Below are 16,685 nucleotides of genomic sequence, written 5' to 3' on the forward strand. Positions count from 1 at the left end.
TTGGTGCCCGCGAATATAAGAAAATTAAGCCGAGCGGGGTTTTGAATTGCGGAGCTTCTCCTTAGTTTAGTGAAACAATCGACCCAAAACCACCCATGTCTTCCAATCGATACGCTTTTTTCGTTTCCATCACAGCCGCTTTGGGCGGCTTTTTGTTTGGCTTTGACACAGCGGTCATCTCCGGCGCGGAACGCGACATACAGGAGGTCTGGCAACTGAGCGACTGGATGCACGGGCTGGCCATCGCCTCGGCCCTCTACGGTACGGTGATCGGCGCCTTGTTTGGGGGAATACCTGCCGATAAGTGGGGCCGAAAACAAAGTCTCCTTTGGATTGGCGTTTTCTATCTCGTTTCCGCATTGGGTTCGGCGCTGGCTTGGGACATCACTTCCTTTACCTTCTTCAGATTTCTTGGAGGCTTAGGTGTCGGCGCCTCATCCGTGGTAGCTCCTATGTATATCTCCGAGATTGCTCCTGCCAAAAACCGCGGGCTTTTGGTCGCACTGTACCAGTTCAATATCGTCTTTGGAATCGTAATGGCCTATCTGTCCAATTATCTGATTGGTACCGCAGGACTTGCTGACGACTGGCGATGGATGCTCGGAGTCGAGGGGATTCCGGCATTGATCTACAGTGTCATGATCTTTAGGATCCCCGAGAGTCCGCGCTGGCTGATCGCCAAATTCAACGATTTGGTGAAGGCAAGGGAAATCCTGACCAAGACCGATCCCGAAGGAGTGGATGAAGCCGTGCGACTGGCGATAGAGGAGGAAAAAGGCATGAAGCAGAAGTCCGGATTTGGCGTTTTGTTTAGCAAGAGGTTCTTTTCCAGCACCATGCTAGCGGTAATGATCGCCTTTTTCAATCAAGTCTCAGGCATCAATGCCATTATCTACTTTGCTCCTAGGATTTTCGAAATGGCGGGAATTTCCACCGAAAGCGCGTTGATCTCAACGGTTGGAATCGGGCTCATCAATTTATTTGCCACCTTCTTTGGCCTGTATTTGATTGATCGACTCGGTAGGAAGGTCCTGATGTACATTGGTTCCTTTGGCTACATCATCTCGCTTTCATTAATGGCTTACAATTTTCTCGGTCCGGGAATCCCGAGTTTTTGGCTACCGATATTCGTCTTTGGATTCATAGCCTCCCATGCCGTGGGACAGGGCGCAGTCATCTGGGTATTTATTTCCGAGATGTTTCCCAATGAGCTCCGGGCATTTGGGCAGTCTTTGGGGTCTTTTACCCATTGGATACTTGCTGCCCTCATCGCCAACGTATTCCCCTTCTTTGCCAACAGCTTCGGGCCGGGCTACATCTTTGCGTTCTTCTGCGCCATGATGGTCTTGCAGTTGCTGTGGGTAATGTTTAAAATGCCGGAAACCAAAGGGAGGTCTCTGGAGGAAATTCAAAAAGATTTACAAAAAAGCCATGCGTGATCACGTTGTCGTATTCGGGGAGATGCTTTGGGACTGCCTTCCCTCAGGACCAGTGCCCGGCGGGGCACCCATGAACGTCGCCCTTAACCTACACCAATTGGGCCTCAACTCCCGCCTTATTTCGGCCGTCGGCCTGGACAAGGAAGGGGAAGACCTGCTCACTTTTCTGAGGGAATTTGGACTACCTTTGGACCTGATCCAAACCAAAGAAAACCACGACACCTCCAAAGTACTCGTTGATACGGCCGATCCGGAAAATATCCGCTACACCATCGTCTCTCCTGTAGCTTGGGATTATATCATCTGGAATGAAGAGATGGACAAGGCAGTGGAAGAAGCGGACGCCTTCGTCTTTGGGACGCTCGGAGTGAGAAATCCAGACAGCCTGAAAACTCTCATCAAGCTTCTCCACCATCCTACGCTCCGTGTTTTTGATGCCAATCTCCGCTCCCCATTTTATGACTTTGAAGTCATAGAAACGCTGCTGGGCTTTGCCGATATTCTAAAGATCAATGAAGACGAAATGGAGATCTTTGCCGACTATTTTCAGACGGAGCCCACAATAGAAGACCTTTGTTTCTACCTTGACCAACACTACCCGATGGAGATTATCTGTGTGACCCGAGGAGCCAAGGGGGCTATGATTTACCAAAAAGGGAAGCTCTTTGAACACCCCGGCTACCGCGTACATGTGCAGGATTCAATAGGAGCCGGGGATGCATTTCTGAGCGGATTCATCAAGACCTACTTGGAGGAAAGATCTCCAGAGGACATCCTCGATTTCGCCTGCAGAATCGGCGCCTTTGTCGCAACCCAAAAGGGAGGAACCCCCAAGTACAGCGAGGCGGACATCGAAGGAGTGGACTAAAGGGTAGCGTGAAAAAGCCTGGATGATACTATTCGGCGATCAATCCGGTAGACAGGTATGCAATGGCTGCGACTGAACACAGCGATCTAGCCCTGCTCATTGCAAAACCTCCTTCAAAATCCCCGTTCCCAAACCTATCATGCTCCAGTCGCTGACCTCCAGCTCTATGATCGCCATCATGCCAGGTTTGAGTCCAAGATAACCCTCATGCGTCAGGTGGGAAAGCAGCAGGCTGATCGTTGGATTATGCCCTATCAGCATGCAAGAGTCCGCGTACTTTGGCGTGTGTTCCAGTATTTTCAACAGCGCCTCCAAGTGGCCCTCGTAGATCTCTCGGGTGTACTCCACTTCCTCGATTGGAACGTATTTTCTTATGATTTCTGCAGTCTCCAGAGTACGAGTGGCTGCTGAGCAATGCAAAAAATCCACTTTCATTCCACTGGACCGAAGGGTTTCGCCCAATAGATTCAGCCTGTCCTTGCCATCAGGGGTCAGCTGCCGCTGAAAATCAACCCCGTCCGAAAAGCCTGCCTCGCCGTGCCTCAAGAGTATCAAATGCTTCATTTTGAAATCGTTTTTTTCCAGAAATCCATCCTGCCAATCCTCAAAAATCCATCCAAACCCAAGCGTCTCAATTTTTTAATATTTGGACGAGAAGACTAGGCCCTCTATTTTTAGCATTTCAATAATGGCCGCAAAGACGGCAGCTTCCTATTTTCTCTATGTCAAAAAATCTAGTCATCGTCGAATCCCCCGCCAAGGCAAAGACCATTGAAGGCTACCTGGGCAAGGACTTCAAGGTAGTGTCCAGCTACGGCCACGTACGGGATCTCCCCAAAGGCGATAAAGCAATAGATATCAAAAACCGCTTCAAACCCACCTATGAAGTCACCGCGGACAAGAAAGAGGTGATCAAAAATCTGAAGTCTTTCGCCAAGGACGCCGAGACGGTTTACCTCGCAAGTGACGATGACCGGGAGGGAGAGGCCATTTCTTGGCATTTAAAGGAAGTCCTAAAGCTGGACGAATCGCACACCAAACGGATCGTCTTTCGAGAAATCACCAAAAACGCCATCACGAAAGCAATAGAAAATCCTCGTGGCATAGACTATGACCTCGTCAATGCCCAGCAGGCAAGAAGGATTTTGGATCGGCTGGTTGGCTTTGAACTTTCACCAATCCTATGGAAAAAGATCAAGACTGGACTCTCCGCCGGCCGCGTGCAGTCAGTAGCCGTACGTCTGATCGTGGAGCGTGAGCGGGAAATCGAAGCCCACAAAGCGAAGTCCTCGTATCGGATCACCGCGCTCTTCGAAGTCGAAGGCAAGACCTTTCAGGCCGAATTGCCAAAGAAATTTGAGACCAAACAGGAAGCCGAGGACTTTCTAAAAAATTGCCTGCAGGCCTCTTTCTCAGTTGCCAATCTGGAGAAAAAGCCCACCAAAAAAACTCCGGCAGCGCCTTTTACTACGTCCACGCTTCAGCAGGAAGCGTCCCGTAAGTTGTATTTCTCTGTGGCACAAACCATGTCCGTTGCCCAAAAACTATACGAAGCAGGAAAAATCACCTACATGCGTACCGACAGTACCAACCTGTCACAAGATGCCATGGCAGCGGCGAAAAGCGCGATTGAAAGCTCATACGGAGCCAATTACCATAAATCAAGACAATTTACCACCAAATCAGAAAGTGCCCAGGAAGCCCACGAGGCCATCCGCCCGACTGACTTCTCGCAAAGTCAAGTCTCCGGTGACCGAAACGAGCAGCGGCTCTACGAGCTCATCTGGAAGCGCGCTATCGCTTCCCAGATGGCAGATGCAGAACTGGAGCGGACCACCATCACGATTGCCATCTCCAATTCCCCGCTGAATCTGGTAGCAAACGGAGAAGTGATCAAGTTTGACGGATTCTTGAAGGTGTACCTCGAGGATACCGACGACGAACCGGAAGAAGATGAGGACGGTGGCAAGTCTCTGCTCCCTCCTATGGCTATCGGACAGGGCTTGAACCTTCAGGAAATGAAGGGCCGAGAGACTTTTAGCCGTCCGGCGCCACGATACACGGAAGCTTCCTTGGTGAAAAAACTGGAAGAGCTCGGCATAGGCCGACCTTCTACCTATGCGCCAACGATCTCTACCATTCAAAAACGCGACTACGTAGTCAAGGAATCCCGTGACGGCACTCCCCGCAACTACGTGGAAATGAAGATCGCCAACGGCCAATTCAAGGATACAACCAAGACTGAAAATACTGGAGCGGAAAAAAACAAGCTATTCCCTACCAACACCGCCATGGTGGTCAACGACTTCCTCGTTGAGCATTTCCCGAATGTAATTGACTTTCATTTCACTGCGCGAGTTGAAAAGGAATTTGACGATATCGCCTCCGGTGGTCAGGATTGGCAGGATATGATTGACGGCTTCTATGGCAAGTTTCACAAAAGCGTGGAAGAAACCGAGCAGGTCTCCCGCCAGGACGTCAACTCCAGCCGATTGATCGGCCAGCACCCCACTTCCGGCAAAAACGTGTACGCAAGACTTGGGAGGTTTGGCCCTCTGGTCCAAATCGGTGAAAACGAAGACGAAGACAAACAGTTTGCGAGCCTTAAAAAGGGCCAGTTTATCGAGAATGTCAGCATGGAGGATGCCTTGGAACTCTTCAAGCTGCCTAGGGAGGTCGGATACTTTGAAGACAAAAAAATGACCGCGGCGATCGGACGATTTGGACCCTACATCCGTCACGACAGCGCCTTCTATTCCTTGGAAAAAGGCCAAGACCCCATGTCCATTTCCGAAGAGGAAGCGATCACGCTGATCCAAAACAAGCGTGAAGCCGATGCCAAGAAGCACATCAAGACTTTCGAGGAAAACCCTGAGATACAGATCTTGAATGGTCGTTGGGGCCCTTACATCAAGTTTGGAAAAAACAACTTCAAGATCCCAAAGGGAAAGGAAGCCGAGCAACTCTCTTACGCCGAGACCCTTCAGATCATCGAATCCCAACCGGACGCTGGCAAGAAAAAAGGGCGCTTCGGAGCAAAAAAGAAAAGTTGATACCAGATAAACCAAGAAAACCGACTCAAATGGGTCGGTTTTCCTTTTCGAAGATGTCATTTAAACGGCGTCTCCCAATTTTTTCCTGAAGGATTTTGTTGGAAATGAAAAAATTCCAAGCCCTTTTGGATCAACTTTCCTCTAATAGAAATTGATAAACAACTTTGGCTTGCACCCATTCGCGTTGTGCTTGGTCAAAAAAAGTCTGGTGCAACACCACCTCCAATTCTTTATCGGCATTGTCCAAGAGGCGTATCTCCTCTACCCATATGCTTTGATGCAGTTGATCTGGCTGGGGAAAATCCGGCGCCAATGACCAATCCAGGGAGACCCTTCCGTCAGATGAGATGTCCGCCCTTCTTCCAAAGCTGCCGTTTCCGAAACCCAATTTGGGATCTTCGTCCAATTGGAAAGGAATCGTAAAGACGACTTGGGGATAACCTACATTAAAATCCCTTGTACTATAGAGGGAGACGAAGATGCTTTGCTGCCATATCCGCATTGATTCAAACTGGGATAGCAAATCCGCAGCGGGCACTCCTTCACCCGATAGATCGATGGCTTGGTCTGCAACAATGGACTGGACCACATACCTGCCAAAGACCGTTTCCGGCTCTACCTCCTCTTGACAGGAACAAAAGAGCAAACTCCATAAAACTAAAAGCAAAGGAATTCTTTTCATACCCAATTTTAAATAGTTGATTTTCAATATAATTAAATCCAATAAACTAAACTACCCATCAATAGTCTCAAGTAAAATATTCTCAAAATAATTTCGGAGCCGGGCTCCTGCACCAATTCCGTTTTCCCACAAAAAAGCCCAATCGTCAAATTGGGCTTTTGTACAGGGAGGGTTCAGCAACTTACTCACAGGTTGGGCAACAAACAAAGGGCACTTTGGTGAGCGGAGATGTGCGCAGAATTCTGAAATTTCCCAGATTATCTCCCAATCTAACCCGATCCACATCAGTCACAGCGCCAGTGGCATCCATGGCTTTGCGGGCTTCCTGATAGGCGTGATGCACCTTGTCATCCCCGGCACTGCGGCGAAAAACGTTCATATGCTCGGCGATATTCCTGATATTCCCAAAAACCTCAACCACCAGTACGCTGAGTGGGCTATCCTCAGGAAGACCGAGATCGGTTAGATACCCAGCAATCTCCTGAGAGGTAAATACTGCTGTGCCTACAGGATGGGTCTCCTTCAAGTAGGCAAGAAGCGTCGCCGTGGATAACTGCGGCGTTATTTTAAACACCCCTTTATTATAATCCAGGAGACTAGGTTGGAAATAAGTAGTCTGGGTGAGCTGGTTGATTTCCTTGAGTTTTTTGGGATCGGTGTTGATTTTGACGTCAACACGCATTTTTTGCTCGGAGATCAAAATATTGCGGAAATCCAGCCCATCAGCCTGATGGACCTGGGCATAAAGCAAAGTCCAGAGACTGGTTCGGGGCGGTTTGGAAGTCACATTTTTTCCCTTAAAAACAGCCTTGGCATAAGGAGCCGAGACATACATATGGTTTTCGTCCCTGTTGAGCGAGCACAGAAGAGTAGGAACCGGATGCTGCATGCCCGTGACGCGCTGCTCCCTGCCAAACCTACCTTGGGCGGTAGACCAAAGGTTACCTTTTGGCGTACCTCCGATAAACTCGAATTCCTGCACATTGGAAAAAGTCTGGGCACTCAGCTCATCGTCCTCTGCCTCCCGGTCTATAAAATGGGCGTGTCCAACCCGGAATTCATAGGTAAAGAACCCAAACATCTCCGGACTCTCGGGGTGCATTCCCGGAGGAATCGGAAGAAGGTAATGTTTGTCGCTGTCGGTGGACTTTACCATCATCTGCATCGCGTCTATTCCAGATTTGTCATCACTCTGGTCCGGGATGATTCTTCTGATCACCTCGGGATCGAGGCTCAATGAGGCTTCCTCCGGAACCTCAAATAGATCAAAGTCATTGTTGGAAATCAGCTGATCCGGCGCGTTGGCCAGCATTCGGCAAAAATAGGTATCGTCGGGATTTTGGATTGCTTCTTCAAACTCGACCCAGAGAAAGCGTTTCCGCGCCTCAGTTTGACTGTAGTCTTCCGCCCTCTCGTAGGGCGAAAAGGCCAAGCCAACACTGACGACTTTGGGAGTCTGGGAGGGATTGAGTACGGTCGGAAGCTTCAGCAATTCTGTGGTGACGTCTCCAGGTTCGCCATGTCCTTTTTTCACTTGGGGCTTCAGCGTATATTCTGCCCACAACTCGTCAGGATACCTCAACTCGGAGGAATTTGGCAGTTTTCTCTCGTTTTTGGGTTCCAGGGCATCGATGTAGATGATGCGGGTATAGTGCCGGTTGACTTCGTCAAAATTGTCTGCCTGTAAGGCCTCAAAGGAAACGGTATGCTTGATCTCGATGTCGTCGAGATATTCGTTGACGCGTACTTCTTTTTTGGGTTCTCTTCTGAAACGGTGCTTTCTCTCAATGACAAACGCGACATCCTGATGGCCATCCCAGCTCCAGTCCCGGTTGAGTTGGTAGCTGAGACAGGTCACCCAGTGGTAATAAAGTTCGGTTTTGGAAGCAAAGGTAATACTGCTCCCATCCGGCGCCAGGGTATGCCTTATGCGGGAGCTGCAGCCAAAGGCAACGCGCTCTCCCTTTTTGGCCATCAACGTCAGGCCCTTGGATGCCAAGCCCAGGGCGTCGGCAACTCGCTTCACCACATCGGGCTGGTCATTTTCTGACTTCCGTCTGAGTCGCGCTCCCAAGGAAATTTGCTTTGCGGTGGGAATTGGGTCAGGCTTCAGGTACAAGGCCTGGAGTTCTGGAATGTTCTTGTAGGGCAAAAGCAAATCCTCCTCATCTTGGGTCTCCTTGTAAAACATCAACTGCTGGACCTTGCCGTAGCGGCTATCCTTCTCTTCGTCCGCATCTATGATTCCAAAATATTCCACCTCGGGCTCTTCAGAAGAGGCTAAGGCCCGGAAGGAAACCCTCACCTTTCTCCCTGTCGGCAGCACCAGGGAAGTTTCTGACAGCTGATCAAATTCCAACTTCTTCGAAAGGAATGGATCCGCTGGCTCGCCCAAGTTCAGCACGGGGACATCGAGGAAGGTTATTGGAAGCTCGATCTTGCCATCAAAATCCTCAGGGAAATCCCATTCTCGGGAATAGAGGGGGATATAGCTGTCCCTACCCGACCTGCTAAGTTGAGTGTCCATCTTGAGAGATTTCACCTCGACCAATATCTGTATTTTGTGTACATCGGGATCCGGCAATGCGGGCTTTAATCCGGTAGGACCAAAAGGCAAGGCCTTTAGCATGGCAATCGGATCCATGCCCGCCTTTTGATACTTATCGGTAAAGACTACCGCGGGATACTCCAGCAGGGGCCGCTCAATCTCCAGGACAATGCCGTCTTTAAATTCGGTATCCTCAACATTTGCGGAGTTGTAGAAGTCAACCTTGTGCTCTACGTACTCTTTTGGCTTTTCTATCCTCAACATGCCCGGATTGACGTACCTCTTGAATGAGACGGACGTATTCGGACTCGGAGCTGGATTCAAAGGTTCATCTTCAAGACTAGGCCCTCCGCCCGAAATATCGGCAAGTCGAATGCGGAAACGATAAGTGTTGCCATACCTGAGGAGTGTTTTGATCTCCCCAGGGACAAGTGTGGTATTTTTTATCACCTTCTCGGCATCGTCACTTACAACTTCGATCACTTCTCCTGTCGGTTTTATGACCTGCTTTTTGGCGATTTTTTCTTGGTCATTTCGATAGATTTCGACGGCATCCTTGTCCTCGGTCGAGAGACTCTTCCCGATCCAATAGGCATAGTACATCGGAAGCCAATACCCATCACTGCTGGGCCCGGCAATTTTGGTCGGATACACTTGATAGGGCAGCTCCACGGTCTGGTTGGCAAAAGTACTTGCCAGTCCTACCTGAGCAGGATTGACCTGGACTACATTGAGACTTTCCCATTCTGCACCTGGCACTGCTTCCTGTACATCGATGTGATAGCCCATCACGCCCAAAGGCGCGTCCAGACGCTTGTTGGAACCAGGGGCGTCACCTGGATTCTCTAGGATCTGACGCAGGTACCAAACCAATATTTGCTCATCATCCCAACCCATCCGAATTCCCGAGTCAGATTGGGGAGGAAGTCCGTCTGGTTTTTCCTCGAGCAGATTTCCGCTTTCTGCCTGATTGGCATGGACGATCTTGGCAAAACCGTCATTGTATAGATGTGCTTCCAAAAACAACTCATCCCAAGGACCCGCGGGAATAGGCTCTGTGAGCTCGGTGGATTTTTGGTACAAAACTGGAAACAATACCGGAGCAAAAACCGGCCTGTCCTCCCCAATGACCAATTCGGGGACTTTTGAAGCGTATCGCTTTACAAGGGGACCTACATTTTGCGCGGGTGCCGATACCTCCAATGAAGCATTCTGGGCTGTCTCATAGTCCCCTCCCACAATATCCGCATAGAGATACCCACCGTTTTCAAACCACTCCGGCTGTATTTCCAATTCGACTTCATAGATCATTCCGCAGGCTTTGGCCAAAATCGGCTGGCGCAAAATGTTCGCAAAAACCTTTCCCCAGCTGACGTTGTTTTTGGGCACGTAGTTCGGAATCAAATCCACTTTGTCCCTCACTGCGCAGTGGTAGGAATCGTCCGTCACGGCATTGGGATGGCGCGGCTGGGTGAAATTGAACCTTGTTCGATAGGAAAACGGCAAGTACTTTTTGATTCCCCGTTTCCCAGCCTGATCCAAAGGAACCGGGTCGGGCATTTTATCAGAATTGTCCGTGATGGTGAAAGTTCCAGCGATCTGCTGGAGAATGTTGGCTTTATTGGCCGCTGGAACTTCAGTGACATCAGTAAGTATCGGCTTTCTGCTTGCTGCCGTGGCATTGCTCAGGGGAAAGTCATCCGTCCCTTTGACTATTGCCAGCTTGAATTTGGGTTGGAGATTTGCAAAGCCCGGCACCTGGGTCGGGAGCGGACTGCTGAGTCCGGTGGGCCAAGCCGCAAAAGGATCGGTATTTCTTGGCACCACCACAATATTGACAGTCAGTATATTCCCCTTTAGTCTTTGGGGAAAGGTCATCAGGGTTAGGATTCTTTTTGGTTCCATGTCGAAAAGATTATTGGGAAAAAATCAGGCGATTTGGCGTTGCTCCTGCCAGGTCTCCTCAAAGCTGATATTGATGATAAAGGCAATGCTGATGTCCAGTCCGAAGGTCACGGAAGCAGTGCAGTCGGTTTTGTCCTCAGCAGGTATTCTCGTCACCGTGCCGCTTGCCTCGATATAGATCGTGACGCTCACCAGTCCGCCCACAAGGCTCGCATGTCCCTTAAACATCATAAATGCCGTGACCGAAATCTTTTCGGCAGATGCATAGATTTCGCATCCTACCATAAAGGTGACGCTGACATTGCCTATCACCGGCAGACCGACCGAAATGGAAGCCCCAAAACCAAACTTCATCGTCAGGTTTGGTCCGACCTTGGTATCACAGGCGATCTTGAGCTCGACGGCCCCGATGGCGTAAATCGTAGCGCCGCCGACGGTCATACACATGACCTCAAGTCCCCCCTTGAATTGGATAAACCCTCCCGCCGTGGGCAAAAGCTGTTTAGGATCGGTAGTGACTTTCAGCGCGGCATTGAAATAGACACCGAGCGCAAGGCCCGCCTCAAGACGAAGAGGGCACTGGGGAGCATTGTAAAGGTTGTCCTCTGGGGGAAAGCGCACCAACGGGATCTCCTTGGTCGCCTCAAATTTGTATTCCCATATCTCCCCGGCATTGCTCATGGCAATCTGTAGGCCCTTCTTCAAAACTTCCGCGTAGTTACCAGTCGACATCGAAGCGAGCAATTGCAAAAGGTCGATTACCGGCTGCAGCGCTTCACTAAACTCTATCTCTGGCGTAGGAAGACCCTGGAGCTTGCTGGGATTCTCAGGCCCGCCCTCGTAGCCGGATTCCTTCCCTTTCTGGGCGTCAAAGTTTCCTTTGATAGTCATCAGTCGCTCAAAAGAGCCCAGATCCACAACCATTCCCACGTTGTTGACCCTGCTTTTCCAAGTATCCTTCAAATCGTTGGCAAATGAATCCACGTCAAAGTTCAGCTTGGAGTCCACATAAGGTTGCGGATTGTCTTTGTCTGTCTTTTTAGCTTTGTATTCGATGTAGATCTTCAGCGCGTCCATATTGACGAGATAGAGCGGATCAAGGCTCGGAACGTCGAAAGCGATCGCCTTATTGAGGAGGTTGTTTGCCTCTCCAGTCAGCAACTTAAATCCCCTGTCGACTACCTCTCCGGCTACTCCTTGGACTGCCTCCACCACCGTGCCGTCATCCTTCTTGGCGAGCAATCCCATCAATTCGAATACCTGTCGGCCTCCGTCCATGAGTGCACCGGGTTTGAACGCATCCACGGTATTGCCATTCTGATCTACTCCTCCCACCAAAGCCACCGCCTTGCCTAGGTTGGAGTAGCCATCTCCGATATTGGGGAAAATACTGCTACTGTCCATCAAGCGATAGGCATCCGCAAATGCCGGCGGGGTCTTGCTGAACAGTTTGGACTTGTTGAACTCAAAGCTGGGTGTGAGAAAAAGTGCCTTTTGGGTCGCCGTCGTTTGCAAAAAGCCAAAGTTCATCGTGTCCGCGACGGGGTCCCTCAATATCTCCTTGGGATGAGCCATACGCAGAAGCTTTCCTGTTTGGACTGCTGCCGGGAGCACATTTCCAGGCTTCCAAGCTCCCTCCCTTACCAAGGGCACTGGAATATATGTGGGAAGTGGCGTGACCTCGCCTGTTCCAGTCTCGTGCTGCACGATGGACCAACTTCCGTCCTTCGGCAAAATCACGCTACCACGGGCAGCGGCGACAAAGATGGGGTCCATGAAATCATTGTTTTGCTTGACGGAAGGCGATACGTCAAATCGCGTAATCCGCATCATCTGTCCGGAATTGTTCAAGTCCATGACACAATCCACATCTCCACCGATCAAGCCACCCTGCATCTGTAGCAACGCTTGGAAATCAAATTTCGGAATAGTGATATTGGGAGGAGATATCTGCACATACCCAAGAATCTTCTTCGCAGGCGTCATCCCGTTTTTGTGTCCCTGAACCAAATTGTCCATTTTGACTTCGGCGTCAAACCAGACTGGGGTAAGGATGACGCTCTGCTCAATTGGAAGTCCAAGATTTTTAGACCACTCCCCAAATTCATCCACGTGAAATTGGTTTGTACCAATCACGATTGCCTTCTCCCTTTTGTATTCTGCGACGCTTCCGTCTTCCTGGATATTGGTTACATTAAACAATCCACGGATAGCTCCTGTGTGCAGCTCGTAAGGCTCCACCGTCTCTGTGTGGTAGATCGTCTCGCCCGTATCCGGATCTTGTCCAACAATCGGTTTGTTTTTGTCGATATAGCTGTACCTGAAGTCAAAAAGGCCGTCCGATTCCGCCTGCCACCCGCTATCGGTCCGGTAGACATGACCGGAGCCATTGCGGAACAGCGTGATGGTTCTCACCACACGAATCCCCCAAGGATAAAGAATACTTTTGACCTGGATGACTTCGTGCCCGGTCCTGCCGAGCATGATGTCAAACCGCGCTTGACTGGTATTGGCTACCGCTGCACGTGGGCTCAGCCAATTGCTGAAAGTACTGGCTCCATAGCCGGTAAAGTCAATTTTGGAAAGGGGCACGCCCCTTTTCTTGAGGATATGGGGTGTTCCTTCGTCTACAAAAAACTCCCCGTTGAATATTCTGGTGACACTTCTCCCCAAGGTGCTTGTATTGTTAGGTTGCCCATTCATCCCGAGGATATTGGCCAACTGAACCGTAAAGCCCTTGAACATCGGGCTGTCCGCTCCAGCGCCTACCATGGCGTCTTTCCCGTAGTCTTTTGCGATCGCCCGGATCTGGATACCTCCGATCAACTCGTCGGGGAATTTTGGCTCGACCAGGTTGAGCTCCGGCTTTTGGGATTCCCTCGGTTCGGTATGGGAAAGCTGCGCCAAGGCTTTGATTCCAAATGGCAGCGTAAACAAAGCGTCTACGGGCGTTTTTTGGTTTTTGTATCGCTCGAGCGTATAGTTGACCATGGGCTTCGGAGCGAGTGGCACCTGACCGGAGTGATAGTTGGCGATGCGGGTAGCTCCGCCATCGTTTGGATAATAGTTGAAAAACTCGAGCGGATCACCCAGGACATTTTCCCCCGGAGGCGTCAAATTGTAAACTGGTTCCCAGGCGACCTGGGGCAGCAAAAATATCCGAGCCGCAGAACCTGCAACGACTACTTCCATTCCCTCTACCCCAAACAGCTGGTTGGATGCCTGCTCTATGTGCGCTTCATTTTCGCTTCTGCCGACGGCCACTCCGGTTGTCCTGCCTCTGGAAAAGGGAACTCCCAAGCTGACGCCGACCTGGTTGGCATTGGAACTGACGTCCAAAAGCGCAAAAAACTCATTTTGATATTTTTGGATATGCGGTGTCGCTTGCTGCTCATAGGGAGGAAGTGGCTCCTGCTTATTGGCGCTTCTGGCCATTATTGCTGCAGATGCCACAGAAGAAGTGGAAAGGGTCGTTGTGCTACTGACCGCACTGGCCTGCAATTCACCCGAAACCCCGAGACTCGCCCCCTGTCCCTGTTGTCCTAAAGCCTCATTTCCAAAATGAAAGCTTACTTTGACATTGTCAGCTTTTTTGTCCTGCGGTTTTTGGGAGATCTGACATACGAGCCAGGTAATGATGCCCTCGAAGCCGCGAGTCCCCTCGCCCCTTTGTAATCTTTTCAAGTAGGCGATGTTGGCGAGATAGGGATCGGGCAAGGTAGGCAGGTAACCCAACAGTCCAAAGACCAAGATGGTCTCGCTTCTGACGATGCGCAACCAATCCGCCGAACATTCCCCAAAAATCATCGCACCGTTTACCGGAGTTACGGTGAAAAGCGCGTTTTCCAGAGCAAGCGCTAAACTCTTGAATTTCGGCACCTTGTCATTGGGTAACTTATTGTCCCAAAGAATATTATCATCAATGAGATAAAGAATATTCTTCGTTTCAGTTCCAGCCAAAATCAGGAGGCTGTCTTTGGTTTTCACCCCAACGGGCAAACCGTTTACCATCACGGGCCTATCCACGTAGTGCACCGCGTTGACCGAAGCAACAAGTAGCTCGACTCCCTCTGCCAGGGAATTGTAAAGAAAAGAGGACTTTTTGTTCAGAAACACACTGAGACTGGTGCCGTGCTCATTTTGCTCATCTTTCCAATGACCAAAGTCCTGAAAAGCACCTTCTCCTCCTGCCGAAAGATCCGTAACACCAATCCGCCCCGGATCGACCAAAATCAGTGGTGACAAAAGTTTGAGATTCCTCGCTTGCAAGCCTTGCCAAGTGCACTTGAGTCCCGTCTTCCCCTCTAAAAGAAAACCGCCGGTACCGGCCGCTTCCAATGGATTATCCACATCCAGCTCAGCGGCAGGAATCGCCCAAAAGGCTCCTTTCAAAAGTGCGCTCTCGGAAAACTCCAGAAGTGGGCTTTTCTGTTTGGCGGGCTTGATTTCCGATTGGTTGCTCGTCATCGGGATAAGCAAACGGCTGGCCTGTGTGTTGTAGCTGGGAGCTGCGTTCTTTTGTTGGAAAACGAATTTTTGCCCATAGAGCTCGGCACTACCCTCACCCACTGAGGCAATTTGCGCCTTGGTACTGCCGGTAAATGAAAAAGCCAACTTGCCCGGGGTCTGAACTTTTGCATCCAAACCATCTTTGCCGTATTTCTTTTTCGGATCAGCAACTGCACCGGTCTGGGCCAAGTCCAAGCTCACTTGCACGCCCGTCTGCGCACCCAATACCAGCTTTCCATTTTGCAAAACGGGGTTTTGACTTAGCTGTATCTTGCCGGAAACAACTTTGAGTCCTGCATAGCGATTGGTCGGAGCAGTTTGGGCCAACATATCCGCCCGGATCCACACGCTTCCAGCAACAATCTTATAGTCCTTGGTTACTTCTATAGGTGGACTATTCACCGGTTGAACCAATTTAGTCTGAAATTCTGCCTGGAAAAGGATGACTGGCAGGGGACTATTCTGTTGGTACAACCCCAACAGCTTTACCACTTTATAGAAATCAATAAGAACAAGCCGACCATCCTCCCGCTGCAAAGGGCCTATCGTTTTTTCCACCTTCGCTCCCGCAGCCCAGGCTGGCACGCTGGTCTTGAGTTGGGTCGTCCGCACTGGCACCTCCCTCACAAAGGGCTTCAGCTCGGGTTCCTTTGCCACCTTGATGTTCGCCGCCGCAGTACTTTCAGCTTTCGACGGCTGTTCCTCCGATTTGGCCTTTTCTACCGTCTCCCGGATTTTCTCCATCTGCGTCGTCGTGATCCGCTCTTGGGCAAAAAGCTGGGATCGCTCAAAGCTGAACGACTCAGACTTGATGCTAAGATCTTTGGAGACCAACAAACTCCTGGCAAATAAGGGCAGCCCTTCCTCCCACAGCTTGGTATCTTTGGCATCGCTTAGCTGAAGGTGACCGAATACTTCAGCGAGTAAAGCACTTAACTGGTCTTTTTCCATTTGATAAAAAATTGAGGGTTGAAACAAAAACTATTTCACAATTACAAATGGATTGCTTCCGCCACTGTGTGAAAAACCTGCCCCGAAATCGATTGAAAATTGAAAAATAGAGAATCAATCTAACCATTTTTCCTTGTAATGACCAAAAAAATCCAAGCGGATTTTCCTGAAATTCTTACTCTTAAATATACTTTAGAAAAAGATTCACCTAAATCAGGCCTGAAATCTTCTAAATTATATTTGAAACACAATATAAAGCATCCCAAATAACGAATGCCGGCACACCAAGAGATTCTGGAGGCTATCTAGCTCAAATTATATTCCCCGGATGATCCGGAAATCACATTTCAAAGCTGTCGCTACTTCAACAAGCCATTTGAGGATGGGCTTCTTTCTGTCAGGGATCGCTTCATCCACACCTACCCTGCCCACCTTGCGGTAAAATCTTCCGTTTTTCCTTAGATTCATTCCAAATAATCCTATTTTTGCCGAAAGGAGAACTTGATCGATGACAGCTGACACCCTGCCTCTAAACAAATCCGGCAAAATATTGGAGATATTACCTTCCCCGCTTAAAATCAACCTGATGGAATTGGGCTTTCTGCCGGGCAAAAAAATCACGCTTCAGCATCTGGCGCCATCCGGCGGACCGATGGCCTTCCAAATGGAGGAAACTCTCCTGGCACTTCGAAAATCGGAAGCTGCCCTGATCCGTGTAGAACAGATTTAA

At 49.9% G+C, this 16,685-nt stretch carries 9 protein-coding genes; 4 read left to right on the plus strand and 5 right to left on the minus strand.

Going from position 1 to position 16,685, the window contains the following annotated elements; genetic code table 11:
- The first annotated feature begins 77 nt into the window (after nt 1–77).
- On the plus strand, nt 78–1,439 hold the full coding sequence (locus J0A67_RS09420) for a sugar porter family MFS transporter (protein WP_317195062.1): 1,362 nt from the start codon (nt 78–80) through the stop codon (nt 1,437–1,439).
- Nucleotides 1,432–2,307 (plus strand): carbohydrate kinase family protein, encoded by an 876-nt coding sequence (locus J0A67_RS09425; protein WP_206569061.1) that lies wholly within the window; start codon nt 1,432–1,434, stop codon nt 2,305–2,307. The genes J0A67_RS09420 and J0A67_RS09425 overlap by 8 nt, the downstream gene beginning before the upstream one ends.
- 96 nt (nt 2,308–2,403) lie before the next feature.
- On the opposite strand, the gene J0A67_RS09430 is transcribed toward J0A67_RS09425, so the two are convergent.
- Entirely contained in the window at nt 2,404–2,871 is a 468-nt protein-coding gene (locus J0A67_RS09430) for a SixA phosphatase family protein (protein ID WP_206569062.1), read from the minus strand.
- 158 nt (nt 2,872–3,029) lie between these two features.
- Here J0A67_RS09430 and topA point away from each other — a divergent pair, with 158 nt between their 5' ends.
- Complete coding sequence (topA, locus tag J0A67_RS09435) at nt 3,030–5,360, plus strand: type I DNA topoisomerase (RefSeq protein WP_206569063.1); 2,331 nt, start codon at nt 3,030–3,032, stop codon at nt 5,358–5,360.
- Between the two features lie 130 nt (nt 5,361–5,490).
- Here the strand turns inward: topA and J0A67_RS09440 are convergent, their stop codons facing one another.
- The 4 genes from J0A67_RS09440 to J0A67_RS09455 all read right to left on the minus strand — a co-directional run bounded on the left by J0A67_RS09440 (nt 5,491) and on the right by J0A67_RS09455 (nt 16,423).
- Nucleotides 5,491–6,042 carry a hypothetical protein gene (locus J0A67_RS09440; protein WP_206569064.1) on the minus strand — a complete coding sequence of 184 codons (552 nt, stop codon included), beginning with the start codon at nt 6,040–6,042 and terminating at the stop codon, nt 5,491–5,493.
- A 181-nt stretch (nt 6,043–6,223) separates the two neighbouring features.
- Nucleotides 6,224–10,495, minus strand: a complete 4,272-nt coding sequence (locus J0A67_RS09445; protein ID WP_206569065.1) for a hypothetical protein — start codon at nt 10,493–10,495, stop codon at nt 6,224–6,226.
- Between the two features lie 24 nt (nt 10,496–10,519).
- Nucleotides 10,520–15,955: a hypothetical protein gene (locus tag J0A67_RS09450; protein WP_206569066.1), complete on the minus strand. Its 5,436-nt coding sequence runs from the start codon at nt 15,953–15,955 to the stop codon at nt 10,520–10,522.
- Between the two features lie 315 nt (nt 15,956–16,270).
- Nucleotides 16,271–16,423: a hypothetical protein gene (locus J0A67_RS09455; RefSeq protein WP_206569067.1), complete on the minus strand. Its 153-nt coding sequence runs from the start codon at nt 16,421–16,423 to the stop codon at nt 16,271–16,273.
- 40 nt (nt 16,424–16,463) lie between these two features.
- Here J0A67_RS09455 and J0A67_RS09460 point away from each other — a divergent pair, with 40 nt between their 5' ends.
- Nucleotides 16,464–16,685, plus strand: coding sequence for a FeoA family protein (locus tag J0A67_RS09460; protein WP_206569068.1), 222 nt, complete (start codon nt 16,464–16,466; stop codon nt 16,683–16,685).

Origin of the sequence: Algoriphagus aestuariicola (assembly GCF_017254835.1) — a bacterium.
GTDB classification, from domain to species: Bacteria; Bacteroidota; Bacteroidia; order Cytophagales; family Cyclobacteriaceae; genus Algoriphagus; species Algoriphagus aestuariicola.

Coding starts and splice junctions, on each gene's coding strand:
- J0A67_RS09425 (WP_206569061.1), top strand. CDS start 1,432: ATGCGTGATCACGTTGTCGTATTCGGGGAGATGCTTTGGGACTGCCTT.
- topA (WP_206569063.1), top strand. CDS start 3,030: ATGTCAAAAAATCTAGTCATCGTCGAATCCCCCGCCAAGGCAAAGACC.
- J0A67_RS09445 (WP_206569065.1), bottom strand. CDS start 10,495: ATGGAACCAAAAAGAATCCTAACCCTGATGACCTTTCCCCAAAGACTA.
- J0A67_RS09430 (WP_206569062.1), bottom strand. CDS start 2,871: ATGAAGCATTTGATACTCTTGAGGCACGGCGAGGCAGGCTTTTCGGAC.
- J0A67_RS09440 (WP_206569064.1), bottom strand. CDS start 6,042: ATGAAAAGAATTCCTTTGCTTTTAGTTTTATGGAGTTTGCTCTTTTGT.
- J0A67_RS09450 (WP_206569066.1), bottom strand. CDS start 15,955: ATGGAAAAAGACCAGTTAAGTGCTTTACTCGCTGAAGTATTCGGTCAC.
- J0A67_RS09460 (WP_206569068.1), top strand. CDS start 16,464: ATGACAGCTGACACCCTGCCTCTAAACAAATCCGGCAAAATATTGGAG.
- J0A67_RS09455 (WP_206569067.1), bottom strand. CDS start 16,423: ATGAATCTAAGGAAAAACGGAAGATTTTACCGCAAGGTGGGCAGGGTA.